This window comes from Sphingomonas sp. LY29, assembly GCF_035593985.1.
In the GTDB taxonomy this organism is placed as follows: Bacteria; Pseudomonadota; Alphaproteobacteria; order Sphingomonadales; family Sphingomonadaceae; genus Sphingomicrobium.
In genome coordinates this window covers 1,267,949-1,293,984 of the sequence record NZ_CP141587.1, presented here as the reverse complement: position 1 = coordinate 1,293,984, position 26,036 = coordinate 1,267,949, and the positions used below count along the sequence as shown (strand labels likewise).

Sequence of the window (26,036 nt, the reverse complement as noted above, 5' to 3'; positions counted from 1 at the left end):
CCATCCCAAAGATGAGGAAGCAGTGCGGATTTCGATTACCAAAGGCCATGTCGACGACCGGATCGACATCGACCGCGACGACGGGACGAAGGCGGTCACCCACTTCCCGAAGAAGGGGCCGATCCCGCACGACTATGTGCATTTGGCGGTGGAACGCCGATTGGGACTGCGTGATGCGTTTTGGGGGAAGATCGCCGGCGGCGCCGACCCCGATGCGATCGGTCTGATGGCGAAGGTCGGCGGACATGCCAGCGCATCGCGCGCGACGAAGCCCGACCCCGCGATCGTCGAGATGGTGCAGGCGGAGCGGCTGGTCGAATGTTTCGAGGCCGACTTCTGGATGGGTGGCGGCGACAATCGCGCGCTTCGCGACATGGCGGCGTCAGGCTGGATTCAGTCGCAGGTTCCGGACATGTCGCTCGATGATGCCGCGATCGATGCGATCCGTGCCGACATTGCCGCCTTCGCGCTGCGTTGGGCCGAACTGAAGACCAACGACCTGATCGACCTGGAGTGGGGGGAATACGCGTGAAGTCGGCCAAGTTCCACGGCCGCATCGAAGGCGCCGCGACCTGCTGCGCGGTGCCCGGGTGCGGCGAGCCGGGCGAGTTTCGGGCGCCGGTGATCCCCGGGGATTTCGACGGGCCAGGCGTCTATGCCTTCCTGTGCCTGGAGCATGTCCGCGCGCACAATTCGTCGTACAATTTCTTTGCCGGCATGAGCCCCGACGAGATTGAGGCGGCGCAGTCACCGATCGCGGGGTGGGAGCGTGTCAGCCGACCGTTCGCGACCGGCGGCGCGGACCCGGGCCCGGCGTGGAGCGACTTTTCCGATCCGCTCGACGCCATCGCGGCGCGCTTTCGCGCCGGTGCGCGACGGCGGCCGGTCGAGCGGTTCAGCGGTGCAGAGCGCAACGCGCTCAATACGCTCGGCCTGAAGGACGACATCGACCGCACCGCGCTTCGCCAGCGTTATTCGGACTTGGTGCGGCGCTATCACCCCGACCGCAACGGCGGCGACCGCAGCTTCGAGACGAAGCTGGGTCAGGTGATCGAAGCCTATAATCTGCTCAAGGGCAGCCGCGCCTTCGCCTAATCTCGGTCGGGGGCGCCTAGCGGAAAGTAATGGCGGTAGGGCCGCGCTTCCTCGACCGCGCGTGACACCGCCGGATGGGCAAGCAGGCGCTCGCGATAGGCAGCGAGGCGCGGTCGCTCAGGACCAAACGGCTCGATCCAGTCGGCGTAGAATAGCGCAGGCGCGGCGGCGCAGTCGGCGAGCGTGAAGGCAGCGCCAATCGCCCACGGACCGTGGCCAAGATTGGCTTCGAGCCAATCGTAGGCGGTGTTGAGCGCCGTGCGCCCCTGCGCCTCGCCATAATCATCCTTGGCATCGGCGGGACGGAGCGCATTATTTACCGCGGGCTGCGCGGCGTTCATCACATGCTGGTCGAAGAAGCGGTCGAGAAAGCGTGTTCGGCGGCCGTCTTTGCCGTCGGGGATCCAGTGGTTGGGGCCGGGATGGCGGGCCTGGAGGTGCTCGATAATGCAGCTGGTTTCGGCAATCACCTCGCCATCGTCGACCAGGACGGGGAATTTTCCGAGCGGCCAGAGAGCGCGCAAGTCCTCCATCGCGCCGGGATTGGACGGGTCGACGTTGCGGTAGGTGAAGGGCGTGCCGTCTGCCCACAGGGCGATCAGCACCTTCCAGCAATAGCTGCTGAACGGATGCGCGAAGAGGGTGAGGTCGCTCACCAGCGATCGTTCGCGATCGCCGCCTGCCGCACCTGCTCGCGCTCGCTGGTCGATTGCGGTCCCGCCCAGCCCTGCTCGACCGAGCCCGCAGGCTCATAGGTGGCGATGACCGCGCCCGAACCGGTCACCTTGTGATCGACCATCTTGAGCGCCTCGGCCGGGGTGCCGTCGCCGAACAGGCGCTTGCCCTGGCCGAGTACCACCGGGAAGGTCATCACCGTGAGCCGGTCGAGCAGGCCCGCAGCCAGAAGCTGAGGATAGAGCGTGCCGCTGCCCTGAATGAGCAGGTCGGGGCCGTCGCCGTCGCGGATTGCGCGGAGTTCGTCGATACCGCCGACGCGGTGGCTGTTCGACCAATCAAGATCGGGCGTCCCGCGGGTGAGGACGTACTTGTTGGCTTCGGTGAAGGCGCGGCCCATCTCGATCGCGGCTACGTCGCCTTCTTCCTTGCCAGCGGTCTCGAATACCTCGCCGATGCCGGTCGCTTCGCCGCCGACATAAGGCCAGTAGGCCGCGAAGATGTCGTATGTCCGACGCCCGAGAAGCAGGTCGTAGTCGGCGCCGAAAAAGTCGTCGATCGCCTCGCCGACCTGTGCGTCGAAGAATTTCGGGAGCCAGCCGCCGTGCTGGAAGCCGCCCGTCGGATCCTCGCTCGGGCCACCGGGGGCCTGCAGGACGCCGTCGAGCGAAACGAATGCGCTGCCACGGACCTTACGCATCGGCGCGTTCTCCGCGAAGGGCGGCTTCAATCGTGGCGACGTCGATCTTCTTCATCGTCATCATTGCTTCGAAGGCGCGCCTAGCCGCGGCAGTGTCGGCGCTGGTGGTCGCTTCCAGCAGCACACGGGGGGTGATCTGCCAGGAAAAACCCCAGCGATCCTTGCACCATCCGCAGTCGCTTTCCGCCCCGCCATTGTCGACGATGGCGTTCCAGTAGCGGTCGGTCTCGGACTGGTCCTCGGTCATGACCATGAAGCTGACCGCCTCGTTCGGCTTGAAGTTCGGTCCGCCGTTGAGTCCGGAAAAGGCGCGCCCAAGGACGGTGAAGTCGACCGTCAGCTCATTGCCCTGCTTGCCGTCGGGATAATCGCCGGGCGCGATCATCCCCCCGCCGACCAAGCTGTCGGGAAAGGTGGCGGCATAGAATTCGGCGGCCTTGCGCGCCTCGCCATGGTCGAACCACAGGACGGTGGTCAGCTTGTCGGTCATGCGTTTTCTCCTGTGTTCTTGCGCGGGCCGACGAGGCCGAACGTCGCGCCCTGCGGGTCGGCGGCATTGAGCGAATATTCGCCGCCAGGGATCTGCATCGGTTCCTGGAAGACCGTCCCGCCATTGGCCTTGATGGCTTCATTCGCGCGGTCGATGTCGTCGACGCCGATGTAAAAGTTCCACATCGGATGGGGAACGTCGGGCATCAGTGGCATGATCGCGCCGATCCGGACGCCGGCATTCTGGACGAACTGATAGTCGCCCATCTCTCCCATCGGCATCCCGCCTTCCTGCGTCCATCCGAAGTGCTTTGCGTAGAATTCGACCGCCTGAGCCGGGTTGCCGGTCCACAGTTCGTTCCAGCGCACGTGCTGCGGTTGATCGACCGAGAAGACGGTGCTGTTGGCGTCTTCCTGCCCCTCGGGCGGAAGCGGGTCCATGAGGTAGAAGGCGGCGCCCGACGGATCGGTGACCATCGCCAGCCGGCCGACGCCGGGCTGGTCCCATGGCGGCATCATCACCCCGCCGCCGTCGGCAGTGATCGAAGCGACCTTGGCATCGACGTCGGGGGTGTGGATGTAGCCGATCCATAGCGGTCGCGCGCCGCCCGCGATCATCTTCTCGTCGAGGGTCATGACCCCGCCGGCCATGCCGCCGCCGGCGATGCCGATCATTCGATATTCCATGCCCGGCGCCACGGAGTCGGCGGCGATATCCCAGCCGACGACGGCGTCGTAGAATGACTTTGCGGCGGCATGGTCGGTCGTCATCAATTCATACCAGATGAAGTCGCCTTCGGGATTGGGCATGATCGGCTCTCCGGCTGCGGTTCGGGTTCAGGCCTTGGTGTCCAGGATCGGCTGGAAGCCGCCCCAGAACATGCGCTTACCGTCGAAGGGCATTTCTTGGCCCTGCATCGACGTGTCCGCCATCATCGTCGCCCAGGCGGAATCGCGCGTCGCCTTGTCGGGCCATTCGACGTAGGAATAGACGACGTTCTCGCCGTCCTCGGCCTTCACCGCGCGCTTGTAATCGGTGACCTTGCCGTCGGGCAGGTCGTCGCCCCACGCCTCGACCACGCGCAGCGCGCCCATGTCCTTGAACTTGACCGCCATCGTCTGTGCCATGTCGGCATAGGCCTGCTTCTTGTCGGTGGGGACGGGGAGCACATAGCCGTCGGTATAGCCGGTCGTCCCTTCCGCCCGCTCGTCGACGAAGGCGTCGAAACCGCCATAGATCATGCGGCTGCCGTCAAAGGGCATGTCCTTGCTCATTTCCTCCATGCGCGGGTCGGTCATCATGCGCTCGTTGGCGGCGTCGCGGGTGGCCTTGTCGGGATATTCGAACCAGCTGAAGACGACCGTCTCGTCCTCCTTCGCCTGCACCGCGCCGGGAAAATCGGTGACCTTGCCGACGGGGACGTCGTCGCCCCAGCTTTCGACCATCCGGCTGGCGCCATTGCCCATGATGAAGTCCGACGCCTGCCGGGCGTGCTCCAGATAGGCATCCTTGTTCGCGGTGGGGACGGCCGCGACGAATCCTTCGACGTAGGTCATGCTTTCTCTCCTTGCAGTGCGGCTTGCGCCGTCTTCATTTTCTCGAGCCATTCGGCGAATTGCGGGGGCGCCTCTCCGGTGAAGCCCGCCAGTTGGTCCGCCAGCGCCTTCTGGAAGGCGGGGCGGGCCTCGCCGCGCGCGACGTAGGCGGCGAGGTTGGGATAGGTGGCAAGCATCCCGCTGTCGGTGAGATCGCGAAGGACACTGACCATCAGCAGGTCGCCCGCGCTGAAATCGCCGTCGAGCCATTCGCGCTCGCCAAGCCGAAGCGACAAGTCGCCGATCCGCTCGTCGATGCGCTCCTTCACCGCGGGAAGCCGGGGCTTCGACCAGGGCTGGTCGGCCTCGAACAAAGTCGCGATGGCAAGGTCGGCGATCGGCGGCTCGACCGTGTTGAGCGCGGCGAAGGCCCATTCGTAGACACGGGCGCGGGCTTGCGGCGCGGTCGGCATCAATCGAGGGTGCCGCGCCGCGATGTGCAGGACGATCGCGCCCGACTCGAACAAGGTCAGGTCGTCCTCCTCGTAAGTCGGGACCTGGCCGAACGGCTGGATCGCGCGGTGCGACGGTTGCTTCTGGCTGCCCTGCGACAGGTAGCGGACCTCGTAGGGCTGGCCGACTTCTTCGAGCGCCCAGCGGACGCGAAGGTCGCGGACGTACCCTCGGGCGAAATCGGGAACCCAGTCATAGGCCGTGATGGTGGGATTGGTCATCGATTAGCCCTCGACGCTCGCGACCGCCGATGCGCCCTGCTCGGCGACGGCGGGGTCCATCCAGAATAGTTCGAAATGATGTCCGTCGGGGTCGGCGATGCTCCGCCCGTACATGAAGCCGTGATCCTGTTTCGGCGCAGGGTCGGCGGTGCCGCCGGCGGCGACCCCGGCTTCGATGCTGCGGTCGACATGCTCGCGGTCGGTGCGCGACAAGGCGATCAGCGCGGTGCTCGACGACTTTGCATCGCCGATCGGAAGCGGAGTGAACTGCCGATATTTCTCGTGCGAAAGCAGCATGAAATAAATGCTGTCGGACAAGACCATGCACGCGCCCGTGTCGTCAGAGAAATTCGCATTTTTGGCCGCGCCAAGCGCTTCGAGGAACCGCTGGGAGGCGGCGAAGTCGGAGACCGGTAAATTGAGGAAGATCGTTGGGCTCATCGTTGCAAATCCTCTCGTAACGACTCGATTCGGCTTGATTTCTAAACCGCTCGGTCCTAACTGACAACCGTGGAGTTAGAAAAAGTAACCAATGAGCGGCGAGCGGAGCCGAAGCGGCGATATGACGACGCTTGCGGCACTGCTCACGCCCTCGAACTGATTGGCGAGCGCTGGGCGTTGCTGGTCCTGCGGGAGCTTTTGTTCGGGCCACGGCGGTTTTCCGAGCTTCGTGGCGACCTGCCGGGGATCAGCGCCAATGTGCTGACCCAGCGCCTCGCCGAACTGGAGGAGCGTGGGCTGGTCCGTCGAATCAAACTTCCCCCGCCCGCGAGCGTCCAAGTCTACGAAGCGACGCCGTGGGGACTGGAGGTCGAGCCGATCGTCCAGTCAATCGGGCGATGGGCGGCGAGGTCGCCCGCGCACGACCCGACGTTGCCGATCAGCGGGGTGTCGGTGCTGCTGTCGTTCCGGACGATGATCAGCGAGAAGCGCGCCAAGGGGTTTGATGCCAAGATCGGCTTTCGCTTCGGTGCCGACCGCTACGTGGCGCGGATCCGCAAGGGCGGGATCAAAGTCATCAAGGGTCCGGTCGAAGGTGCGGACGCGATCATTACCGCCGCGCCGACGCTGCTCGCGGCGGTGGTCTATGGCGGCCAGCCGCTCGACCTGCTGGTGATCGAGGGCGACCGCGCGGTCGTCGAGCGGTTCGTGACGCTGTTCCCCTTGCCGTCGAAGGTCGACGCCAAGGGTGTTGAGGCGGGGAAAGCTTCGGCTTAAGGCCGGGGCATGACCGAAATCCCCAACGTCACGCTCGACAGGCGTTCCGACACCATCCTCTCGACCCCCGACAAGATGGTCAAGGTTCGAGAGGCATTCGGCGTCGACAGCGACCTCGAGGTGCCCGCCTTCAGCGAGGCCGACGAGCGTGTCCCTGACCTCGACCCCGCTTACGTGTTCGATCCGGACACGACGCTGGCGATCTGCGCGGGGTTTGCCAACAATCGCCGCGTAATGGTCCAGGGCTATCACGGCACCGGCAAGTCGACTCATATCGAACAGGTCGCGGCGCGGCTGAACTGGCCCTGCATTCGCATCAACCTCGACGCGCACATCAGCCGCATCGACCTGGTCGGCCGCGATGCGATCGTGCTTCGCGACGGGCAGCAGGTGACCGAGTTCCGTGAAGGCTTGCTGCCGTGGGCGCTCCAGCACCCGGTCGCGCTGGTGTTCGACGAATATGACGCGGGCCGCCCGGACGTGATGTTCGTCATCCAGCGCGTGCTGGAAACCGACGGCAAGCTTACCCTGCTCGACCAGAATCGCGTCATCCGCCCGCATCCGTGGTTCCGCCTGTTCGCGACGACCAACACGATCGGCCTCGGCGACACCAGCGGCCTCTATCACGGCACGCAGGCGCTCAATCAGGGGCAGATGGATCGCTGGAACATCGTCGCCACGCTCAACTATCTGCCGGCGGAGACCGAGGCGCAGATCGTGCTCGCCAAGTCGGGCGAGTATGACAGCGAAGGCGGCAAGGACACCGTGACCAAGATGGTCAAGGTCGCCGACCTCAGCCGCCAAGGCTTCATCAACGGTGACGTGTCGACGGTGATGAGCCCGCGCACGGTGATCAGTTGGGCGCAGAACGCGCTGATCTTCGGCGACGTCGGCTTCGCCTTCCGGTTAAGCTTCCTCAACAAATGCGACGAGGCCGAGCGGCCGCTGATCGCCGAATATTATCAGCGCGTGTTCGGCAAGGACCTGCCCGAAAGCATCGTCGGTCGCGGGTAGCGCGATCGCCGTGGCCGTCGCTTCCCCCCTCGACCAATTCCGCGCGATCCTGAGCGGGACGGCGCGCGCCCTCGGCCACGATGCCGAGGCCGAGGTGGTGTTCGCGAGCGAAAGCAGCGCTGCCTCGGTCGGCAAGGTCGCCCGCGTTCCCTCGCCCGGTCCCTCGCTTGAACCTGGCTTGGTCGCCGAGGCGCGCGGCGCGGCCGACGCGCTGGCGCTTCGGCTGCGGCATCATGATGCGAAGCTTCACGCCGCGCGGGCGCCCCATGCCGAGGGCGAGGCGCGCGCGGTGTTCGATGCGCTGGAGGATGCGCGGGTCGAGGCGCTGGGGTCGAAGGGGATGGATGGGGTTCGCGCCAACCTTGGCCGCCACCTGGAATCGCGGACCCGGATCGACCCGATCACGCGCGCCCGCGTCGCAGAGGAAGTGCCGCTGGCGACTGCAATCGGGCTGCTGGCCCGGCAACGCCTGACCGGCGAAGCGCCCCCCGCCGCGGCCAGGCCGGGACTGGACCTCGTTGCCGACTGGATTGAGGAAAAAGCAGGGGGGGAGCTCGATGCGCTTGCGCTGACACTCGACGATCAGGCGGCGTTTGCGACGCTGTCGCGGCGGCTGCTTGAGGATCTCGACCTCGCCGACGCCGAAGACCCCGCCGACGAAGCGCCTGACGAAGGGGGAGAGGACGAGCAGGGCGAGGATGAAGGTCCCGACGACGCCGAGGATGCCGACAGCGACGGCGATGCCGACGGCGGCGAGATGGAGATGCGCAGCGAGCAGCGCGACAGCGACGACGGCGACGAGCGCGAGTCCGAACAGGATGCCGAAAGCGACGACAGCGACGCGTCGAGCGGCGACGATGGCGGCGAGCAGGCGCGCGCCGCGCCGCAGCGGCGAAATTGGGCCGACGAGCCGCCGACCGACTATCGTCCGTACACCGCGAAATATGACGAGGTCGTCACTGCCGACGAACTGTGCGACGAGGAAGAGCTGACGCGGCTCCGCGCCTATCTCGACCAGCAGATGGCGAGCCTTGGCGGGGTGGTGACGCGGCTCGCCAACCGGCTGCAGCGGCGATTGATGGCGCAGCAGGCGCGCAGCTGGGACTTTGACCAGGAGGAAGGAATGCTCGACGCGGCGCGGCTGGCGCGCGTCATCGTCTCCCCCGCGCACAGCCTGAGCTACAAGATCGAGCGCGAGACCGAGTTCAAGGACACGGTGGTCAGCCTGCTGATCGACAATAGCGGGTCGATGCGCGGCCGCCCAATTTCTATTGCGGCGACGTCGGCAGACATCCTCGCGCGCACGCTCGAGCGGTGCGGGGTCGCGACTGAGGTGCTCGGCTTCACGACGCGTGGCTGGAAGGGCGGGCAAAGCCGCGAGCAGTGGCTGGCCGAAGGGCGACCGCCGCATCCGGGCCGCCTCAACGACCTTCGCCACATCGTCTACAAGCGCGCCGACGAGCCGTACCGCCATGCGCGGCGAAGCCTTGGCCTAATGATGCGCGAAGGGCTGCTGAAGGAAAATATCGACGGCGAGGCGCTGCTGTGGGCGCACCAGCGCCTGCTGGCACGGCGTGAGGAGCGGCGAATCCTGCTGGTGATCAGCGACGGCGCCCCGGTCGACGATTCGACCGCGTCGGCCAATGGCGGGACCTATCTGGAGCGGCACCTGCGGCAGGTGATTGGCTGGATCGAAGGGCGGTCCAGCGTCGAACTGGCCGCGATCGGCATCGGTCACGACGTGACACGATATTATCAGCGCGCGGTGACGATCATGGATGCCGAGCAACTCGGCGGCGCACTCATCGAGCAGCTGGCGTCGCTGTTCGACCAGCGCGGATAAAAAGTGGGCCCGGACCGATTGCTCGATCCGGGCCCCCCTCGTTACGCGACGCGAGGGATAGGTGCGGCGGGGGAAAAGGGGGAAACCCCGCCTATGCGAATCATATGGCCGATTCGCGCTTGGCCGAGGCTGAACACCGCGTGCAGCGTCCGTTCATGAAATCACCTCTTTTCAATGGCTTGTTTCTGGGCGCGCTGGTGTGGCTGGTGTCGCTACCAATCCGCGACATGCCCGATCGCCATTCCCGGCCGCCGCGTGTGGTCCCCGTGGCGTACGAGGCGGTTCGCCTCGCCGATCGCGAAGGCCCGCTTCGGGTGGCGGGGGCATGGCGCATGACTGGACCCGACGTTCGCCTGGGCGGGCTGTCGGCGCTGGCGATCAAGAATAAGCAGTTCGTCGTGATCAGCGATCTGGGCGGGGTGGCGGTGATCGATCCGCCTTCGGTGACGGAGCCGAAGGCGGCGGTGCGCGACCTGGCCGATGGGCCGGGTGATCCCACCTACAAAGTCTCGCGCGATGCCGAATCGCTGCTGCCTATTCCGGGCGGATGGATCGTCGGCTTCGAGCAGTTTCATTCGCTGTGGCGATTCGACGAGGCTTTCACGCGCGGATCGGAAGTCGCCGACCTTGGCGGCAATGGCTGGCGGCGCAATCGTGGGGCGGAAGGCCTGATCGATCGTGGCGACAGGATCGTCGCCTTGGCGGAGAATGGCCGCGGCCTCGTCGAGGTCAGGGGAGGAAGGACTCGATCGCTGTCACTCGACGGGCGGATGGAGATCGCGGACGCCGCCACGGCGCCGGATGGGTCGATGTGGCTGCTGCTGCGCGGCAAGGGGCTGAAAGGCGTCCACCAGGCAGTCGCCGAATTGCGGGCAAGCGAGACGGGCTATGCGGTTGGCCCCTTGACGGCGCTTCCGGGCGGACCATCGGACAATTTCGAAGGAATGCAGATCGTGCCTCGGCGCGGCGGGGGCTGGCGGATCTGGCTGGTGAGCGACGACGGGCATCGCGTGCTAGCGCGGACGCTCCTCGTGGCGCTCGATTGGACCCGGCCTCCCGCAACGACAAACGCCCGGCGCGAAGGCCGGGCGTCGTGATCTCGTTGCCGGGCCGGTAAGCCCGAACGGCTTAGGCCGAAGCCTTCGCCTTCTTGGCCAGCTCGCGCTTCAGCTTGACCGCGCGGGTGCTGAGCTTCTCGGCCTTCGTCTTGGTCAGCCAATTGTCGAGGCCGCCGACATGCTCGACCGAGCGAAGGCCGTGGGTCGAAACCCGTAGCTTCACGCTCTTTTCAAGCGATTCGGACATCAGCGTGACGTTCTGCAGGTTGGGCAGGAAGGTCCGCTTGGTCTTGTTATTGGCGTGGGAAACATTGTTGCCCACCTGACGACCCTTGCCGGTCAGCTCGCAAACGCGCGACATCAGCTCATATCCTAATTATCGAAGGGTGGGCACACGAGTGCGCCCGGAAAGCGCTGCCCGATACTAGCGACTCCGCGCTTCGTCAACCGCAGCGGGCCGAAACGTCTTCTTTCGCCAGTGTCGCAACCGCGACCGGCATCGCACGTTGCAGAACCGAATCAATTCAGCGAAAGCCAAGCCCATGCGCGCCATTCTCCTGATCCTCATCCTTGCCATCGTCGCCCTGATCGGTGCGGTGGCTCTTGGCCTCGTCAATTTCACGCAGACCCGCCCGGCGACGCCGCCGACGGTGCAGGCCGAGGACGGGACGATCCGCGCCCGCGCCGGTCAGGCGCCCGCGTTCGAAGTCGAGACCGGGTCGGTCGCGATCGGCACCAAGCCCGCCAACGTTGCCGTGCCGGAAGTACAGATCCGCCGCGGCGAGACTCAGGTTCAGGTTCCCAATGTCGAGGTTCGCCGTCCGGCCGATGTGCCGGCCAATTCGACCGCTCCCTAGGGCTCATGCTGCATGACCGCGACGCTCGTCCCTGATGAAGCCGGCGCGGTGAGTGGCTTTCCGTTGCCCGCGCCGATGCGCCGGGCGCTCGACCTCGCCGCTGCCGCTGCCGAGTCGGGCGAGGTGCCGGTCGGCGCGGTGGTGACGCTCGGCGACGAGATCGTCGGCGAGGGGCGCAATGCGATGCGCGGGACGCTCGACCCCACCGCTCACGCCGAAATCGTCGCGATTCGCCACGCCGCCACCCGGCTGGGCCGGGCGCGGCTCGATGGGTGCATTCTGTGGGTAACGCTGGAGCCGTGCGCGATGTGCGCGGGGGCGATCGCGCTGGCACGGCTCGACGCGTTGCGCTTTGCCGCCGACGATCCCAAGGGCGGCGGCGTCGTCCATGGCGCGCGCGTGTTCGCGCAGCCGACCTGCCATCACCGGCCCGACGTGCTCGGCGGAATCGGCGAGGGCGAGGCGGGACGGCAGCTCAAGGACTTCTTCGCCGCACGGCGGACATGAAAAAGGGCGCCGCGACGGGCGCCCTTCCTCATTATTGTCGGTCGATCAGTAACCCGGCTGGGTCACCGGGACGATTTTGATCTCGACGCGGCGATTCTGCGCCTTGCCTTCAACCGTCGCGTTGCTGGCGATCGGGGCCGTCTCGCCAAAGCCGCGGACGCCCATGCGGGCACGCGCGACGCCGCGCGACGAAAGATAGTCGGCCACCGCGTTGGCGCGGCGTTCCGACAGACCCTGATTATAGGCGTCCGACCCGTCCGAATCGGTGTGGCCGAGCACGTCAACATAGGTCTGATTGTAGCTCGACAGCGTGCGCGCCACCTCGTCGAGAGTGCTGCGCGCCCCCGGCTGGACGTCGTAGCGGTCGACCGCGAAGGTGATTCCCGACGGCATGCGCAGGATCAGGTCGTCGCCCTGGCGGATGACGTCAACGCCGGTGCCGGCGGTCTGGCGGCGAAGGTCGGCTTCCTGTCGGTCCATGTAGGCGCCGACCGCGCCGCCCGCGATGGCGCCGATGCCCGCGCCCAAGATCTTCTCGGTCCGGTCGCCGCGTCCGCCGACGAGATCGCCAACGAGATAGCCACCGAGCGCGCCACCAATGGCGCCGATCGCGGTCCGCGAAATCTCGCGGCGGCCGGTGTAGGGATTGGTGGTGCAGGCGGTGACGAGCATGGCGCCCGTCATGGCGAAGCCCGTCAGCATGGTGATGCGACGCATGAAATCTCTCCGGAGTGTCTAAGGAATGGGACGTCACGGGGAACGGGGCGCCGACGCGATGGTTCCGTAGCCATATCGATCGGGCGGCTCTTGCCGGACCTTCCGGAAAACTGCATTGGACCTCTCAGACGCTATGGGCGACGCGCTTCTTCCCTTTCCTTGGTTCGACCTCATCCTGATCCTCGCGCTCGTCGCGGTGAACGGACTTCTGTCGATGAGCGAGCTGGCGATCGTGTCGGCGCGCGAGGCACGTCTAAAGGCGCTGGCAAAGACCGGGTCGGCGGGTGCCAAGGCCGCGCTCAAGCTGGCGGCGGAGCCGGGCCGGTTCCTGTCGACCGTGCAGATCGGCATTACCCTGATCGGAATCGTCAGCGGTGCCTATTCGGGCGCGAGTCTGGGCATGCCGGTCAGTCAGCGGGTCGCGATGCTGGGTGTCGAGCCGGAAATGGCGCAAACGATCGGCTTCACGCTCGTCATCGCGGTGACGACGTTTGCCAGCCTGGTCATCGGCGAACTGGTCCCCAAGCAATTCGCACTTCGCAATCCGGAGGCGATCGCGGTCATCATGTCGCGCCCGATGTTCTGGCTGAGCAAGGTCACCGCGCCGTTCGTGTGGCTGCTCGATCGCACCAGCGCGATGATCTTCAAGGCGCTAGGACTCACGCGCGAAAACAAGAATGTCGTGACCGCCGAGGAATTGCACCTGGTCGTCGCCGAGGCGCAGACCGCAGGCGTGCTCGAGGAGAATGAGCGAGCGATCATCTCGGGCATCGTTCGGCTGGCCGACCGTCCGGTGCGCGAAGTGATGACCCCGCGCATGGACATCGACTGGATCGACATCGCCTGCAGTCAGGAAGATGTCCGCAAGGCGCTGGCCGAAACACCGCACAGCCGCATCCCGGTCGCGGACGGGTCGGTCGACAATATCGTCGGCGTGGTGTCGACGCGCGACATGCTGACCGCGCTACTGGCGGGTGAGACGCTCGACGTCCGCTCGCTGACCAAGGCGGCGCCGGTCATTCCCGATCTGATGGATGCGATGGACGCGCTGGCGGTGCTTCGATCGGCCGACGTTCCGTTGGCGCTGGTCCATGACGAATATGGCCACCTCGACGGTATCGTCACGCCGGGGTCGATCCTGGCGGCGCTGGCCGGGGCGTTCGCCAATGACCTGGACGAGGGCGAGGACCCGCCGTGCGTCGAGCGCGAGGACGGCAGCTGGCTGGTGTCCGGTTCGGCGAGCGCCGACCTGCTCGGCGACCGGCTGGGCGTGTCGATGCCGAGCGAGCGCGACTATTCGACCGCGGCGGGCTTCGCGCTGTCGGTGCTGAAGAAGATCCCGGTGACCGGCGAAACGTTCAAGTTCGACGGCTTCCGGTTCGAGGTGATCGACATGGACGGCCGCAAGATCGACAAGCTGCTCGTCAGCCGTCCTCGCCGCCGCCGGTCCGAGGACGAGGCGGCGGCCAAGACCAGTTAGAGGTTGCCGAAGCGGGCGCGGTAGCCGTCGGTGTCCCCGCGCGCGAGATAGGATGCCTGCTCGACGATCCGGTCACGCTCGAAGCGGCCGCGGAAGGCGCCGAGCTGGGCGTCGAGCGTTTCGACCTGACCTGCCGACAGGCTCGCGATCTGGTCGAAGCGAGTGATCCCGCGCTCGTTGAGGATCCCAGCAAGCTTGGGGCCGACGCCCTTCAACTGCTGCAGATTGTCCGGCGCGCCGTCCGCTCCGGGAAGTTCGTCATGGACATCGGTGCCGAGGAACTGGCCGGCGACGTCGCTGGTCGCCGCGGCGGCTTCGTCGGAAATGCCACGGCCTTCGTGCGGCGCCTCGACCGGCTGCGCGGCGACCGCCATGTGAGGCCGAACCGGCGTGTCGTCACTGAGGCGGACGCTCTGGCGCGGGCGGAAGTAGAAATAGCCGACGATCGCACCGATGACGATGCCGATTAGCAGGACGGGCCAGTAGATGGTCATGAATTCCATTCGGTCAGATCCTCTTTTTCCAATAGTTTGCGCGACGCCGAAGCTCGCCGACATAGGCGCCGATCATTCCGATCGCGAAGCCGAGCAGGCCGAGCATCTGCGCTTCGATGGCTAGCGGAATCATGGGACGACCCTCCGTTCCTGCGGGAGCGAGGCGGGGTCCCAGGTGGCTTCGAGAATGCCCGGGATCTGGTCCATGATCCGGACCAGCTCGCCACGTTGAAAATTGTCGGCCGGACCGGACAGGACGATGCGGCGCGACATGGGCTGCCGCTCCATCCGCGCCTGAATCATCGGCAGTTCGTAATAGTCGAGCGTGCGCCGCGCGATGACTTCGGCGCGCGTCGCCATTCGGTCGCCAGCACCAAGCGGCCCGTGCCACAGCGCGGTGAAGGCGAGGCTGGCGGCGATGCCGAGCATCAAAATTCGAAACCGGGTCATGCGGTCCTTTCCAGCTCTCGCCAGCCGATATCGCGCCGGTGGAAACCGTCGTCGAAGGCGATTGCATCCACTGCTCGATAAGCCCGCGTGGCGGCTTCGCCAAGATTGGCACCGCGCGCCGTGACCGCGAGCACGCGGCCACCGCTGGCGACGAGCCTACCGTCGTGGCGCGAAGTGCCGGCGTGGAAGACCGTCACGCCGTCGACCTCCTCGGCGGATTCGATCCCGCCAATTGAGCCGCCCTTCGCGGGCGTACCCGGGTAACCCCTCGCGGCAAGGATGACCGTCATCGTCGTGTCCGACGACAACTTGGGTGCGTCGAACGGGGCGCCGGTGGCGACATCGTGGAGCAATTGGGCAAAGTCGCCCTCGATCCGCGGCATGATCGCCTCGCACTCGGGATCGCCGAAACGGACATTATATTCGATCAGGCTCGGCCCGTCGGCGGTGAGCATCAGGCCGGCGTAGAGTACGCCAGAGAAAGGCGTCCCGGCCTCGACCATCGCGCGGGCGGTCGGTTCGACGATCTCGCGCATGGCGCGTGTTTCGAGTGCGGGGGTGAGCACCGGGGCGGGCGAATAGGCGCCCATGCCGCCGGTGTTCGGGCCGGTATCGCCTTCGCCGACGCGCTTGTGGTCCTGCGCCGAGGCCAGCACGACGCAGCGTGTCCCGTCGACCAGTGCGAACAGGCTGGCTTCCTCGCCGGTCAGGAATTCCTCGATCACCATCGCGCCGTCGCCTGCCGCGCGGATCGCGGCCTCGGCCTCCGCGCGGGTCATCGCCACGGTAACGCCCTTGCCCGCGGCGAGGCCGTCGGCCTTAACGACGACCGGGATCGAGAAGCGATCGAGCGCGGCGAGGGCGGCCGCCTCGGTCTCGACGCGGACATAGGCGGCGGTGGGAATCGAGGCGTTGGCGCAAAGGTCCTTGGTGAACCCCTTCGAGCCTTCGAGCTGCGCCGCGGCGGCGCTGGGCCCGAAGGCGGCAATTCCGGCGGCGCGGCAGGCGTCGGCCACCCCCGCGACGAGCGGAGCTTCGGGACCGACGACGACGAGGTCGATGGCCCGTTCTTTCGCCAGCGCGACGACGGCTTGTGGATCGGCCGGGTCGATCGACACGCATTGGGCCCAGCGCGCGATGCCCGGATTGCCGGGCGCGGCAACCAGCGACGTGCAGCTTGGCGATTGCGTCAGGCGCCACGCCAGCGCATCTTCGCGCCCACCCGAACCAAGCAACAGGATTTTCATGGCATTCCCCGACGAAACGTCCGGTCTCCTAGCCGAGGCGAAGGACGGCGACAATTCGCCCGCACAAAGCGTCAGCGAACTGTCGGGCGCACTCAAGCGCACGGTCGAATCGGCGTTCGGCCATGTCCGTGTGCGCGGCGAGATCAGTGGCTGGAAGCGGCACGCGTCGGGCCACTGCTACTTCACGCTGAAGGACGAGGGGGCGTGCATCGACGCGGTGATCTGGAAGGGTCAGGCGGGAAGCCTCGCCTTCCGACCCGAAGATGGCGCCGAAGTCATCGCGACCGGCAAGCTGACGACCTACGCCGGACGGTCGAAATATCAGATCGTGGTCAACCGGATGGAACTGGCGGGCGAGGGTGCGCTGATGGCGCTGCTCGACCGCCGCCGCCGCGCACTGGCCGCCGAAGGGCTGTTCGGCGAAGAGCGCAAGCGGGCTCTGCCCTTCCTTCCCAAGGTGATCGGCGTGGTCACGTCGCCGACCGGCGCGGTCATCCGCGACATCCTTCACCGCCTTGAAGATCGATGCCCGACACGGGTGATCGTCTGGCCGGTGCCAGTGCAGGGCGAGGGATCGGCGGCGAAAATCGCCGAGGCGATCCGTGGGTTCGGCGCGCTGGCCGAGGGCGGGCCGGTGCCTCGCCCCGACCTGCTGATCGTGGCGCGCGGCGGCGGCTCGATCGAGGATCTGTGGGCCTTCAACGAGGAGGAGGTGGTACGCGCCGCGGCCGAATCGCCGATCCCGCTGATTTCTGCCGTCGGACACGAGACCGACACGACGCTGATCGACTTCGCTTCCGATCGCCGGGCGCCGACCCCAACCGCCGCGGCGGAGATGGCAGTTCCGGTGCGCGCGGAACTGCTCGGCCTGTTAGGGGAATTAAGTCACCGCCAGAGCGCTTGTGCGACTCGTGCCGCCGGCCGTGCCGCGGAGCGGCTCGACCAGAGCGTCGTGCGATGGCCCGCGCCCGAAGCGATCTTCTCGCCGTTCGCGCAACGGCTCGACGAGGTGGCCGATCGCCTGCCGCGCGGGCTGACCCAGCGGACCGCGCACGCGCGCGCCGACCTGGCGGAAATCGCGCCGAGGCTGCAGGCCCGGTTGCTGACCGATCGGGTCGAGCGGGCGGGGGAACGACTCGCCGGGCTGTGGCGCCTTGCGGAACTGGCACATCCCGAGCGACCGCTATCGCGCGGCTTCGTGCGGGTGACCGATCGAGGCGGCAAGACGCTGGTCCATGCCGCCGCGGCGCGCGATGTCGGCGCGATCGACCTTCATTTCGCCGATGGCGTAGTGGCAGCGCAGGTCGGCGACGGGTCGGGGCCGGTCAGCTTCCAAAAGGCCAAGCGGGTTGAGCGAAAGCGCGCCAGCCCCTATCCGCAGCCCGGACTGTTCGACGAGGGCTGACGATGTTGATGAGTGGCGGCGGATCGCGCGAGGCGAAGATCCATTATCTAGAGGGCACGTTCCGGATGCTGGCGACGGGCGATCATGTCCGCTGTGCGGTCACCGGCACCGCGATCCCGCTGGAGGAACTGCGCTACTGGTCGGTGGCGCGGCAGGAAGCCTACATCGACGCCGCGACCAGCCTGAAGGCCGAGCAGAAGGCCGGCGCCCTCTAACCTACCCGCTTCACTTTCAGTCCCGGCTGCCCGTTCACGCTGAGGCGGAAGGCGCCGAGCGTGGCCCGGCGGACGACGACCTTGTTGCCGCGCTTCGGCGACAGCCCGAGCGGCGTGTCGTCGGTCTGGCTCCACACTGACTTGTCGGCCAGCGTGATGACCCAGCCCCCGTCGGCATTGCGGCTCGTCGCGACGACGGTGCTCTCGATCTGCTTGATGTCATCCTCGTCGCCGCCGCCGAACAGGCCGCCGAAGCTGGGTACCGAGAATCCGAACAGATCCTTGCGCGCCGCAGTGGCTCGCTCGCGATCGACGAAGACCAGGTCCTTGCGGGCGATGGCCGTTTCGATCGACGAGGTTTCGCGGTCGAAGCAGGCGAGCCGCTTGGCCGGATCGGCCTCGGCCCGGCAGCCCAGCAGGCGATGCACTTGCGCCGAATCTGCGCGGGCGCGCTTCTGGGCGATCGCCGGCTGGGCCAGCAGCGCGACACTCGCGACAATCAAAATGCGGGACATGATTCGGTCTCCCCTTGCTACCAGCAGCCTATGGCGTCGCACCCTTCAGGCACAAGGCGCCGCTGTTGCAATTTTACGACACGGGTCCGCAGAAGAGTGGCGGAACAGGGTCAGGTCGTTGCCAGCACCTCGCCGTGTCACGTAACAGACACTCTGTGAAGCGATGGAAACATTGCGGAACCGTCTGTCGCGCTACGACCGCGGCAAGCAAGGGGAAGATATTTTATGAAGCTCGATTTCCGCCAGCGCCTGCTCGCCACGACCCTCCTGGTCGGTGCTAGCATGGTCGCCAATCCTGCCTTCGCGCAGGAAGTTCCGCCGGCCGACCAGAATCCGCCGGAAACCACTGCTCCCTTGGAAGGTACGACGCCGCCGTCGACCTCGGCCACTGGTGAGGAAATCCAGGAAGCCCAGGACGTCGTCGTCACCGGCTCGCGCATTCCGCAGCCGAACCTGACCTCGGCCAGCCCGGTCACCGTCATCAGCGCTCAGGAAGTCAAGCTTCAGGGCACGACCCGCACCGAAGATCTCATCAACTCGCTGCCGCAGTCGTTCGCGGCGCAGGGTTCGAACGTCTCGAACGGTTCGACCGGCACCGCCACCGTCAACCTTCGTGGTCTCGGCTCGGCACGCACGCTCGTCCTGATCAACGGCCGCCGCCTGATGCCGGGTGACCCGCGCTCGCCGGTCGCCGACATCAACTTCGTCCCGTCGTCGCTGATCAAGCGCGTCGACGTCCTGACCGGCGGTGCTTCGTCGGTGTACGGCGCCGACGCCGTCGCGGGCGTTGTCAACTTCATCATGGACACCACCTTCACCGGCCTTCGCATTGACGGCCAGGCGAGCGTGTTCAACCACAACAACCGTCTGAGCAACGACGTTGCCGACGCGATCGACGCGCGTGGCTTCCCGCGGCCCGGCGGCATGGTCACCGACGGTGGCGCGCAGGACATCTCGGTCGCCTTCGGAACCGGCTTCGCCGATAACCGCGGTCACATCATGGCCTATGCCACGTACCGCAAGCAGGACGCGATCACCCAGGATCGCCGCGACTATTCGGCCTGTTCGCTGACCGGCCTCAACGCCGCTCAGATCGCAACGACCGGTCGCCGCTACAGCTGCGGTGGTTCGGGCACGTCGGCCAACGGCACCTTCTTCACGAACGTCGGAACGTTCCAGGTTGGTACCGGCCGGAACTTCATTCCGGGTTCGACGCCGTTCAACTTCGCGCCGTACAACTACTACCAGCGCCCGAACGAGCGTTACACGGCCGGTGCCTTCGCCGAGTTCGAGATCAGCGATTATGCCAAGCCCTACCTCGAAGCGATGTTCATGGACGATCAGTCTATCGCGCAGATCGCTCCGTCGGGTAACTTCGGCAACACGACCTCGCTGAACTGCAACAACCCGCTGCTCTCGACGCAACAGCGTGACGCAATCTGCGTTACGGCGGCGTACGATCCTACGGACGCAGCCGTGTTCGACGGCGAGTTCAACAGCAACTTCGGCAACCTCGTGGGTCAGACCCCGATCTTCGGTGTCGATCCCGACGGCGATGGTCCGCTTCAGGCCCCGCTGCTTGGTTTCAACGCTCCGACCACGTTCAACGGCCCAACGGGTCCGTTCAACTCGGCGATCCTGATCCCCCTTCGTCGTAACGTTGAAGGTGGTGGCCGCCAGGACGACCTCCAGCACACCGCCTACCGTATTGTTGCCGGCATGCGCGGCGATCTGGGTCGTGGCCTGTCGTACGATGCGTCCTACCAATTCGGGAAGACGATCCTCGCTGAAACCTATCTCAACGACTTCTCGGTCACGCGTCTCGGCCGTGCTCAGCAGGTCGTTGCGGATCCGGTCTCCGGCGCGCCGGTTTGTATCTCGGTCCTCGACGGTACCGACCCGAACTGCGTCCCCTACGACATCTTCGCACCGGGTGGCGTCACGCCGGCCGCGTTGAACTACCTGCAGACCCCGGGCTTCCAGCGCGGCGACACGCAGGAAACCGTTGCCAACCTCAACATCACCGCGGAACTGGGCGAATATGGCATCCAGAGCCCGTGGGCGGATCGCGGCATCGGCCTCAACATCGGTGGCGAGTATCGTAAGGAAGCACTGACGCTGAAGACCGACCAGGCCTTCTCGACCGGCGACCTCGCCGGCCAGGGCGGCCCGACCATCGGCGTCAGCGGCAAGTTCGACGTCAAGGAACTGTTCGGCGAAATCGAAGTGCCGATCGTCAGCAATTCGTTCATCCACGAATTCACGCTGCGCGGCGGTTACCGCTATTCGGACTACTCGGTTGCCGGCAACAGCTTCTCGACCGACACCTACAAGATCGAAGCTGAAATTGCCCCGGTTCGCGACATTCGCCTCCGCGGCAGCTACAACCGTGCAGTCCGCGCGCCGAACGTCGTCGAGCTCTTCTCGGCACAGTCGGTCGGCTTGACTGGTTCTGCCGATCCGTGCGCCGGTGCAGAGCCGGACGCGACGCTGGCACAGTGCCAGCTGACCGGTGTCACCGCTGCTCAGTATGGCTCGATCCGCGCCAACGTGGCCGATCAGTACAACGGCTTCATTGGTGGCAACCCTGATCTGACTCCGGAGACGGCTGACTCGTATACGCTTGGTCTCGTACTCCAGCCGCGGTTCATTCCGGGTCTGGCGATCACGGTCGACGGGTTTGACATCCGCGTAAAGGACGCCATCGGAACGATCGGTTTCGACACGATCGTGTCGCAGTGCGTGGATACGGCTGATCCCTTCTTCTGCGATCGGATCAACCGCGACCAGTTCGGCTCGCTCTATCTGACACCGAACGGCTTCGTGACCGATATCAACACCAACGTGGGTGGCATCAAGACCCGCGGCGTCGATCTGAACGCGTCCTACGCCCGTGAAATCGGAACGTGGGGCAACTTCAACGCCAGCCTCGTCGGCACCTACCTCGACAAGCTCGAAGTCAACCCGCTTGGCGACATCACCTACGACTGCGCCGGCTACTTCGGTAACCAGTGCGGCACCCCGAACCCGAAGTGGCGCCACAAGTTCCGTCTCGGCTTCACCTTCCCGTCGGGGATTGGGATTTCGGGTCAGTGGCGTCACTTCAGCCGCGTGAAGAACGATGCGGCCAGCAACGACGAAGATCTGTCGGGCACCGTGCTCGAGGGCAACAAGGAACTGAAGGCGCAGAACTACTTCGATCTCGCGCTCTCGGCTCGTATCCGCGACCAGCTCAACCTGCGCGTCGGTGCGAACAACATCCTTGATCGCCGTCCGCCGCTCGGTGGTGGCCAGGTCATCCCGGCCGGCTTCGGCAACGGCAACACCTTCCCGCAGGTCTATGACTCGCTGGGCCGGTACTTGTTCGCCGGGTTCACCGTCGACTTCTAAGTCTTCGGCACTCGACCAAAAGATTGCGGCGGGCCTCCTCGGAGGTCCGCCGTTTTCTTTTGTGCAAAGGCGCGGCATGGTGAGCCGCGATGAGCAACGCCGTTTCCAGCATCGAGCAGGACGCCGACCGGGCAGCTTCCATGGGCGACGTCGCCGGGGCGGCACGCCTGTTGGAGCAGGCGACGGAGAGCGATCCCGGCCAGTTCATGCTGTGGACCAAATTATCGGCGATGCGTCGGGCGTCCGGCGACCTCCCCGGCGCACTGGCCGCGACGGATCGCGGGCTTGCGCTTCAGCCGCTCGACTTTTCTCTTTTGCTGGCAAGGGCGATGCTGCTCGACCGGCTGGGCGATGCGCGCGCTGGCGAGGCGTTCGGTCATGCCGTCGCACAGGCGCCTGAAGAGTCGGAAATGCCGCCGGCGATGCGTCCGGTTTTCCAGCGCGCGAAGGATCGGGCCGCGAGCCACGCCGACGCGTTGACCGTCGGTTTGATGGCCGAGATCGGCGAGGCCGCATCGCCCGAGCAGCGAGAACGCTTGACGCGCTTCGTCACCAACCATGCTCGCACCACGCAGGTCTTCCACCAGGAGCCGAGCCACTTCCACTTTCCGGGCCTGCCGGAGCGGGAATTTCACGACCGCGCGGACTTTCCGTTCCTGGACAAGCTCGAGGCTGCCACCGCGACCATTCGCGACGAATTCCAGACGCTGCTGGAGGCCGAGGCGGCGGCGATGGTGCCCTACATCCAATATCCCGACCGGGTGCCGCTTCGCCAATGGGAGGCGCTCAACCACAACCGCGACTGGAGTGCGCTGCACCTTATCCAGAACGGCCGGACGATCGATCGCAATGCGCGTCATTGCCCAGCGACGATGGCTTTGCTGGCGGCGCTTCCGCAGCCCGATGTTCTTGGCGCCTCGCCCAACGCCATGTTCTCGATGCTCGCGCCGCGCACGCGCATTCCCGCGCACACCGGCGTCGCGAACACGCGACTGGTGTGCCATCTGCCGCTGATCGTTCCGCCGCACTGCGGTTTTCGCGTCGGTGCGACGACGCGCGAATGGCGCCCGGGCGAGGCGTTCGTGTTCGACGACACGATCGAGCACGAGGCGTGGAATGACAGCGACGAGTTGCGCGTGGTGATGATCCTGGACCTGTGGCCGCCGGCGCTTGGTTCCGCGGAACGGGCCGCGGTGGCGCGGATCATCGCGCGCGCAGGCGTCGGGTTTGCCGGTCTGTGACGGCAGTGATGATGGGCAGTGATAGCGACACGATCGTTCGCGAAGCGCTCGCCGCGCTCGACACTCCGCGCGCTGCGTCGATGATCGAACCGCTCCAACGCGCGATGCGGGCGTCGCCGGCCGATTTCAGGCCCTGGCATCTCCACGGGTTGATACAGCGCCAGTATGACCGGCGCGAGCTTGCCATCCCTTCGCTGGAACGCGCGCTGCAACTGGCGCCGACCAATGCCCGAATCGCCCACGGTCTTGCGCGCACGCTGTTCGAAGCCGGTCTGCCCAGCGTCGATGCCTATGCCCGCGCGCTGCAGATCGCGCCCGGGGACGGGGAGATCATCATCGGCATGGCGGCCGCCTTTCTGGCGGCGGGACAAGGCGAATCGGCGATCGCCGGCCTTCGCCAGATTGTCGCCCGATCCCCGCAATGGGTGATTGGGCAGAAACTGCTGAGCGACCTGCGATGGGCCAATGGTGAGCGCGAAGGCTTCACCGACAATTTCGATGCCGCGCTGGCGGCGCATCCGACCGACTTCGCCCTGCGCCGGGACCAGATCCTATCCCTCCTCCACGCCGAGCACTGGCCGCGCCTGATCGCAGTGATCGCGGAGGGTCGTCGCGCGATCGGAAAGCACCGTCTGTTTGATGTGAACGAGGCGATCGCGCTCGACGAAATGGGGGAGGACGGTCGGGCCGGGGCGATGTTCGAAGCGCTGGGCGAGATCGAGGACAGCAGCGTCGCGATCCGCTACATTCGTCACCTACTTCGGACGGGGAAGACCGACGCGGCGGCTCGTCGGATCGAGCCGTGGCTGACCCACGCCGATGCGCGGCACTTCTGGCCCTATGCGTCGCTGGCATGGCGAACGCTCGGCGACGAGCGATGGAAGTGGCTCGAAGGAGATGCGCGGTTCACGGGGGTGTACGATATCGCCGATCGGCTGCCCTCGCTCGACCGTCTCGCGCAGAAACTGCGCGCGCTTCATACGACGCTGGGGCAGCCGCTCGAACAATCGGTGCGCGGCGGGACCCAGACCGACGGCAACCTGTTTCATCACATCGATCCCGACATCGTCGCGATGCGCGAGGCGATCCGCAGCGTGGTCGCCGAGCATGTCGCGGGCTTGCCCAAGCACGACGAGCGCCATCCGTTGCTGGGACCGAAGCGGTCGCCGATCGAATTTTCGGGCGCCTGGTCGGTTCGGCTGACCTCGGGCGGTCGGCATAGCGACCATGTCCACCCGATGGGGTGGATCAGTTCCGCGCTCTACATCGCGCTTCCCGACGATCTCGGCGAGGACCGCGCGGGATATCTGACGCTGGGCGGACCGCAGCCGAAGCTCGGGTTCACGGGCGAACCTTATGCAATGATCGAGCCGAAGCCGGGTCGGCTTGCCCTCTTCCCGTCCACCATGTGGCACGGAACGCGCCCGTTTGCGGATGGTGAGCGACTGACGGTCGCATTCGACGTCGCCGTTCTGGAATGAGCGCGGCACTCGATCGCGCCATGGAGGCGCATCGCGCCGGGGATGTTGCCAAGGCCCGGGCGATCCTCCGCGACGCGATTGCCGCGCAAACTGATGACGCGACGATGCTGCACATGCTCGGAATGATCGAAGCGAAGGCGGGGCAGGTCGACGAGGCCACGCGTTGCTTCGAACGGGCCACGCGGGCCGCGCCCGATTATGAGCCCGCCTGGATCAGCCTCGCGCGGATCCTGATGCAGCGCGGCGAGGCGAATGTGCTCGCGGCGATCGACCGACGGGCGGTGGACGGGCCGATGGGCGACGAATGGCTCCATCTTGGCGCGGCCGCCCGGCACGCCATCGGGGATTTGGCCGGTGCCGCCGACCGGCTCGACCAGCTGGCCGATCGTCATCCGGGCGACGCACGCACAGGCGTCGCGGCCGCTCGCGCATTGGCGGAGGCCGAGCGCCTTGAGGCGGCGGAGCAGCGCTATTGCGAGGTCCTGACCACTCACCCCGCCGACCGCGACGCGCTGCTGGGGATTGCCGGGCTCGCGATGGCGCTCAATCGCGAGAGTATGCTTGACCAGGTCATGGCCGATGCGCGTTCCGCAGGCGCTTCGGACGACCTTATTGCGCTTGGCGACGCTCTTGCGATGCGTGAGAAGAAAGACTTCGCGGCCGCGCTCGAAGCGGCGGAGCGGGCGCGGTCCGCGTTGCCGGAGGGAACCTATCATCAATTGATCGGCGAGTTGGCCGAGCGGGTTGGCGACTATCGACGCGCCGCGGATGCCTTTGCTGCGATGAACGACGCCGACCGGCGCAATGAGCCCGATGCCGAGGCGGGAGCTCATCGTTACCTCACCGACCTTGCCGACCGCCGACGGAAATTATCGTCGGACCGTCCCGAGGTGGCGCCCGACGATAGCCGCGCTTCGCCGCTTTTCCTGCTGGGCTTCCCGCGCTCCGGGACAACGCTGCTCGACACCTTCTTGATGGGATCGTCCGAGCTTGAGGTTCACGAGGAGCGCGGTTTTCTCGATGCTGCCGAACAGGCGGGCGGGAATATTGAGGATCGCCGGGCCGCCTACTGGCGGGCGCTGGGCGCAGAGGCGCGATATCCCGGCCGACTTCAGGTCGACAAGCAGCCGCTTGGCGGATCTCGGGCGCCCTTGATCCAAGCCATGTTTCCGGACGCGAAATATCTCTTCGCCTTGCGACATCCGTGCGACGTGGTGTGGAGCTGCTTCGCAACCCGGTTCAAGCTGAACTGGGCGATGGCAACGTTCCTGACCCTGAACGACGCGGCCGCCTGCTACGATGCCGTCATGACCTTGTGGACCGAGGCCCGCACGGTCCTGGGCCTCAACGTCCTCGACGTGCGGTACGAAGACCTCATCGATCATCCTGAGCCAGTATTGCGATCGATCGCCGAATTTGCCGGGACCGCGTTCGATCCGGCCATGCTCGACCATCGCACGATCGCCGCGAAGCGGGGAATGATCGCAACCGCAAGCCATGCGCAGGTCGTCGAACCGCTCTATTCGCGGTCGAACGGCCGCTGGCGCCACTATCGCGAAGAAATGAGGTCGGTGCTCCCGACGCTCGAACCGTGGGTGCGGCACTTCGGCTATACCCTTTAGTCCGCCATTCATCGAAAACAGAGTCGAGTTGCTGGCTTCAATCTGTTAACCGG

28 protein-coding genes are annotated in these 26,036 nt (G+C 66.2%); 15 read left to right on the top strand and 13 right to left on the bottom strand.

The genetic code is table 11. The features are described 5' to 3' along the window. The first annotated feature begins 22 nt into the window (after nt 1-22). Nucleotides 23-532 carry a hypothetical protein gene (locus SH584_RS06525; RefSeq protein ID WP_324805691.1) on the top strand — a complete coding sequence of 170 codons (510 nt, stop codon included), beginning with the start codon at nt 23-25 and terminating at the stop codon, nt 530-532. Then, nucleotides 529-1,095, top strand: a complete 567-nt coding sequence (locus SH584_RS06520; RefSeq protein WP_324805690.1) for a J domain-containing protein — start codon at nt 529-531, stop codon at nt 1,093-1,095. Before SH584_RS06525 ends, SH584_RS06520 begins: the two co-directional genes overlap by 4 nt. Here SH584_RS06520 and SH584_RS06515 read toward each other — a convergent pair. From SH584_RS06515 to SH584_RS06480, 7 genes are read right to left on the bottom strand one after another with little or no spacing between them, the layout of a single operon-like run. Continuing rightward, the gene (locus SH584_RS06515) at nt 1,092-1,751 is read right to left on the bottom strand and encodes a glutathione S-transferase family protein (RefSeq protein ID WP_324805688.1); all 660 of its coding nucleotides are present in this window, start codon (nt 1,749-1,751) and stop codon (nt 1,092-1,094) included. The genes SH584_RS06520 and SH584_RS06515 overlap by 4 nt on opposite strands. Then, entirely contained in the window at nt 1,748-2,470 is a 723-nt protein-coding gene (locus SH584_RS06510; RefSeq protein ID WP_324805686.1) for a dihydrofolate reductase family protein, read from the bottom strand. Before SH584_RS06510 ends, SH584_RS06515 begins: the two co-directional genes overlap by 4 nt. Further along, nucleotides 2,463-2,960, bottom strand: coding sequence for a VOC family protein (locus SH584_RS06505; RefSeq protein ID WP_324805684.1), 498 nt, complete (start codon nt 2,958-2,960; stop codon nt 2,463-2,465). Before SH584_RS06505 ends, SH584_RS06510 begins: the two co-directional genes overlap by 8 nt. Beyond that, nucleotides 2,957-3,769, bottom strand: coding sequence for a VOC family protein (locus tag SH584_RS06500; protein WP_324805682.1), 813 nt, complete (start codon nt 3,767-3,769; stop codon nt 2,957-2,959). Before SH584_RS06500 ends, SH584_RS06505 begins: the two co-directional genes overlap by 4 nt. 27 nt (nt 3,770-3,796) lie before the next feature. Next, a complete protein-coding gene (locus SH584_RS12705) occupies nt 3,797-4,516 on the bottom strand; it encodes a DUF1428 domain-containing protein (protein ID WP_473964671.1) in 720 nt (239 codons plus the stop codon). After that, on the bottom strand, nt 4,513-5,229 hold the full coding sequence (locus SH584_RS06485; protein ID WP_324805680.1) for a glutathione S-transferase family protein: 717 nt from the start codon (nt 5,227-5,229) through the stop codon (nt 4,513-4,515). Before SH584_RS06485 ends, SH584_RS12705 begins: the two co-directional genes overlap by 4 nt. 3 nt (nt 5,230-5,232) lie before the next feature. Next, on the bottom strand, nt 5,233-5,670 hold the full coding sequence (locus SH584_RS06480; protein ID WP_324805678.1) for a VOC family protein: 438 nt from the start codon (nt 5,668-5,670) through the stop codon (nt 5,233-5,235). A 69-nt stretch (nt 5,671-5,739) separates the two neighbouring features. On the opposite strand from SH584_RS06480, the gene SH584_RS06475 reads away from it, so the two are divergent. The 4 genes from SH584_RS06475 to SH584_RS06460 all read left to right on the top strand — a co-directional run bounded on the left by SH584_RS06475 (nt 5,740) and on the right by SH584_RS06460 (nt 10,401). Then, nucleotides 5,740-6,447, top strand: a complete 708-nt coding sequence (locus tag SH584_RS06475) for a winged helix-turn-helix transcriptional regulator (RefSeq protein WP_324805676.1) — start codon at nt 5,740-5,742, stop codon at nt 6,445-6,447. A 9-nt stretch (nt 6,448-6,456) separates the two neighbouring features. After that, complete coding sequence (cobS, locus tag SH584_RS06470; RefSeq protein ID WP_324805674.1) at nt 6,457-7,461, top strand: cobaltochelatase subunit CobS; 1,005 nt, start codon at nt 6,457-6,459, stop codon at nt 7,459-7,461. Nucleotides 7,462-7,471: 10 nt separating this feature from the next. Beyond that, nucleotides 7,472-9,304, top strand: a complete 1,833-nt coding sequence (gene cobT / locus SH584_RS06465) for a cobaltochelatase subunit CobT (protein WP_324805672.1) — start codon at nt 7,472-7,474, stop codon at nt 9,302-9,304. 155 nt (nt 9,305-9,459) lie between these two features. Further along, complete coding sequence (locus SH584_RS06460) at nt 9,460-10,401, top strand: esterase-like activity of phytase family protein (RefSeq protein WP_324805670.1); 942 nt, start codon at nt 9,460-9,462, stop codon at nt 10,399-10,401. Between the two features lie 31 nt (nt 10,402-10,432). Here SH584_RS06460 and rpmB read toward each other — a convergent pair whose 3' ends face one another. Further along, a complete protein-coding gene (gene rpmB / locus SH584_RS06455) occupies nt 10,433-10,723 on the bottom strand; it encodes a 50S ribosomal protein L28 (RefSeq protein ID WP_322842007.1) in 291 nt (96 codons plus the stop codon). Between the two features lie 181 nt (nt 10,724-10,904). On the opposite strand from rpmB, the gene SH584_RS06450 reads away from it, so the two are divergent. Together SH584_RS06450 and SH584_RS06445 are read left to right on the top strand one after the other, a co-directional pair. Continuing rightward, nucleotides 10,905-11,219, top strand: a complete 315-nt coding sequence (locus SH584_RS06450) for a hypothetical protein (RefSeq protein ID WP_324805667.1) — start codon at nt 10,905-10,907, stop codon at nt 11,217-11,219. A gap of 12 nt (nt 11,220-11,231) precedes the next feature. Further along, nucleotides 11,232-11,726, top strand: a complete 495-nt coding sequence (locus SH584_RS06445; protein ID WP_324805665.1) for a nucleoside deaminase — start codon at nt 11,232-11,234, stop codon at nt 11,724-11,726. Nucleotides 11,727-11,771: 45 nt separating this feature from the next. Here the strand turns inward: SH584_RS06445 and SH584_RS06440 are convergent, their stop codons facing one another. Further along, nucleotides 11,772-12,443: a YiaD family glycine zipper/OmpA-like lipoprotein gene (locus tag SH584_RS06440; RefSeq protein WP_324805663.1), complete on the bottom strand. Its 672-nt coding sequence runs from the start codon at nt 12,441-12,443 to the stop codon at nt 11,772-11,774. A gap of 133 nt (nt 12,444-12,576) precedes the next feature. Here SH584_RS06440 and SH584_RS06435 point away from each other — a divergent pair, with 133 nt between their 5' ends. Further along, complete coding sequence (locus SH584_RS06435; protein ID WP_322842011.1) at nt 12,577-13,923, top strand: hemolysin family protein; 1,347 nt, start codon at nt 12,577-12,579, stop codon at nt 13,921-13,923. Here the strand turns inward: SH584_RS06435 and SH584_RS06430 are convergent. From SH584_RS06430 to purD, 3 genes are all read right to left on the bottom strand, one after another. Then, on the bottom strand, nt 13,920-14,426 hold the full coding sequence (locus tag SH584_RS06430) for a hypothetical protein (RefSeq protein ID WP_322842012.1): 507 nt from the start codon (nt 14,424-14,426) through the stop codon (nt 13,920-13,922). The two genes, SH584_RS06435 and SH584_RS06430, sit on opposite strands and share 4 nt — an antisense overlap. Before the next feature lie 120 nt (nt 14,427-14,546). Next, nucleotides 14,547-14,867, bottom strand: coding sequence for a hypothetical protein (locus SH584_RS06425; protein ID WP_322842013.1), 321 nt, complete (start codon nt 14,865-14,867; stop codon nt 14,547-14,549). After that, a complete protein-coding gene (gene purD, locus SH584_RS06420) occupies nt 14,864-16,114 on the bottom strand; it encodes a phosphoribosylamine--glycine ligase (RefSeq protein WP_324805659.1) in 1,251 nt (416 codons plus the stop codon). Before purD ends, SH584_RS06425 begins: the two co-directional genes overlap by 4 nt. Between purD and xseA the strand changes: the two genes are divergently transcribed. Next, nucleotides 16,113-17,519 carry an exodeoxyribonuclease VII large subunit gene (xseA, locus tag SH584_RS06415; protein ID WP_324805657.1) on the top strand — a complete coding sequence of 469 codons (1,407 nt, stop codon included), beginning with the start codon at nt 16,113-16,115 and terminating at the stop codon, nt 17,517-17,519. The genes purD and xseA overlap by 2 nt on opposite strands. Before the next feature lie 2 nt (nt 17,520-17,521). Next, the gene (locus SH584_RS06410; protein WP_322842351.1) at nt 17,522-17,734 is read left to right on the top strand and encodes a DUF2093 domain-containing protein; all 213 of its coding nucleotides are present in this window, start codon (nt 17,522-17,524) and stop codon (nt 17,732-17,734) included. Here SH584_RS06410 and SH584_RS06405 read toward each other — a convergent pair. Next, nucleotides 17,731-18,249, bottom strand: coding sequence for a hypothetical protein (locus SH584_RS06405; protein WP_324805656.1), 519 nt, complete (start codon nt 18,247-18,249; stop codon nt 17,731-17,733). The two genes, SH584_RS06410 and SH584_RS06405, sit on opposite strands and share 4 nt — an antisense overlap. A gap of 225 nt (nt 18,250-18,474) precedes the next feature. Here SH584_RS06405 and SH584_RS06400 point away from each other — a divergent pair, with 225 nt between their 5' ends. From SH584_RS06400 to SH584_RS06385, 4 genes are all read left to right on the top strand, one after another. Next, the gene (locus SH584_RS06400) at nt 18,475-21,639 is read left to right on the top strand and encodes a TonB-dependent receptor plug domain-containing protein (protein WP_324805655.1); all 3,165 of its coding nucleotides are present in this window, start codon (nt 18,475-18,477) and stop codon (nt 21,637-21,639) included. Nucleotides 21,640-21,728: 89 nt separating this feature from the next. Continuing rightward, nucleotides 21,729-22,880: an aspartyl/asparaginyl beta-hydroxylase domain-containing protein gene (locus tag SH584_RS06395; protein ID WP_324805654.1), complete on the top strand. Its 1,152-nt coding sequence runs from the start codon at nt 21,729-21,731 to the stop codon at nt 22,878-22,880. Then, a complete protein-coding gene (locus SH584_RS06390; RefSeq protein ID WP_324805652.1) occupies nt 22,877-24,361 on the top strand; it encodes a 2OG-Fe(II) oxygenase family protein in 1,485 nt (494 codons plus the stop codon). Before SH584_RS06395 ends, SH584_RS06390 begins: the two co-directional genes overlap by 4 nt. Beyond that, a complete protein-coding gene (locus SH584_RS06385; protein WP_324805650.1) occupies nt 24,358-25,983 on the top strand; it encodes a tetratricopeptide repeat-containing sulfotransferase family protein in 1,626 nt (541 codons plus the stop codon). The genes SH584_RS06390 and SH584_RS06385 overlap by 4 nt, the downstream gene beginning before the upstream one ends. The last annotated feature ends 53 nt before the right edge of the window (nt 25,984-26,036 follow it).

Excerpts from the sequence above, each read along its gene's own strand:
- SH584_RS06510 (WP_324805686.1), bottom strand. The coding sequence starts at position 2,470 with ATGCGTAAGGTCCGTGGCAGCGCATTCGTTTCGCTCGACGGCGTCCTG.
- SH584_RS06505 (WP_324805684.1), bottom strand. The coding sequence starts at position 2,960 with ATGACCGACAAGCTGACCACCGTCCTGTGGTTCGACCATGGCGAGGCG.
- SH584_RS06500 (WP_324805682.1), bottom strand. The coding sequence starts at position 3,769 with ATGCCCAATCCCGAAGGCGACTTCATCTGGTATGAATTGATGACGACC.
- SH584_RS12705 (WP_473964671.1), bottom strand. The coding sequence starts at position 4,516 with ATGACCTACGTCGAAGGATTCGTCGCGGCCGTCCCCACCGCGAACAAG.
- SH584_RS06485 (WP_324805680.1), bottom strand. The coding sequence starts at position 5,229 with ATGACCAATCCCACCATCACGGCCTATGACTGGGTTCCCGATTTCGCC.
- SH584_RS06480 (WP_324805678.1), bottom strand. The coding sequence starts at position 5,670 with ATGAGCCCAACGATCTTCCTCAATTTACCGGTCTCCGACTTCGCCGCC.
- cobS (WP_324805674.1), top strand. The coding sequence starts at position 6,457 with ATGACCGAAATCCCCAACGTCACGCTCGACAGGCGTTCCGACACCATC.
- SH584_RS06460 (WP_324805670.1), top strand. The coding sequence starts at position 9,460 with ATGAAATCACCTCTTTTCAATGGCTTGTTTCTGGGCGCGCTGGTGTGG.
- rpmB (WP_322842007.1), bottom strand. The coding sequence starts at position 10,723 with ATGTCGCGCGTTTGCGAGCTGACCGGCAAGGGTCGTCAGGTGGGCAAC.
- SH584_RS06450 (WP_324805667.1), top strand. The coding sequence starts at position 10,905 with ATGCGCGCCATTCTCCTGATCCTCATCCTTGCCATCGTCGCCCTGATC.
- SH584_RS06445 (WP_324805665.1), top strand. The coding sequence starts at position 11,232 with ATGACCGCGACGCTCGTCCCTGATGAAGCCGGCGCGGTGAGTGGCTTT.
- SH584_RS06440 (WP_324805663.1), bottom strand. The coding sequence starts at position 12,443 with ATGCGTCGCATCACCATGCTGACGGGCTTCGCCATGACGGGCGCCATG.
- SH584_RS06435 (WP_322842011.1), top strand. The coding sequence starts at position 12,577 with ATGGGCGACGCGCTTCTTCCCTTTCCTTGGTTCGACCTCATCCTGATC.
- SH584_RS06430 (WP_322842012.1), bottom strand. The coding sequence starts at position 14,426 with ATGGAATTCATGACCATCTACTGGCCCGTCCTGCTAATCGGCATCGTC.
- SH584_RS06425 (WP_322842013.1), bottom strand. The coding sequence starts at position 14,867 with ATGACCCGGTTTCGAATTTTGATGCTCGGCATCGCCGCCAGCCTCGCC.
- xseA (WP_324805657.1), top strand. The coding sequence starts at position 16,113 with ATGGCATTCCCCGACGAAACGTCCGGTCTCCTAGCCGAGGCGAAGGAC.
- purD (WP_324805659.1), bottom strand. The coding sequence starts at position 16,114 with ATGAAAATCCTGTTGCTTGGTTCGGGTGGGCGCGAAGATGCGCTGGCG.
- SH584_RS06410 (WP_322842351.1), top strand. The coding sequence starts at position 17,522 with ATGTTGATGAGTGGCGGCGGATCGCGCGAGGCGAAGATCCATTATCTA.
- SH584_RS06405 (WP_324805656.1), bottom strand. The coding sequence starts at position 18,249 with ATGTCCCGCATTTTGATTGTCGCGAGTGTCGCGCTGCTGGCCCAGCCG.
- SH584_RS06400 (WP_324805655.1), top strand. The coding sequence starts at position 18,475 with ATGAAGCTCGATTTCCGCCAGCGCCTGCTCGCCACGACCCTCCTGGTC.
- SH584_RS06395 (WP_324805654.1), top strand. The coding sequence starts at position 21,729 with ATGAGCAACGCCGTTTCCAGCATCGAGCAGGACGCCGACCGGGCAGCT.
- SH584_RS06385 (WP_324805650.1), top strand. The coding sequence starts at position 24,358 with ATGAGCGCGGCACTCGATCGCGCCATGGAGGCGCATCGCGCCGGGGAT.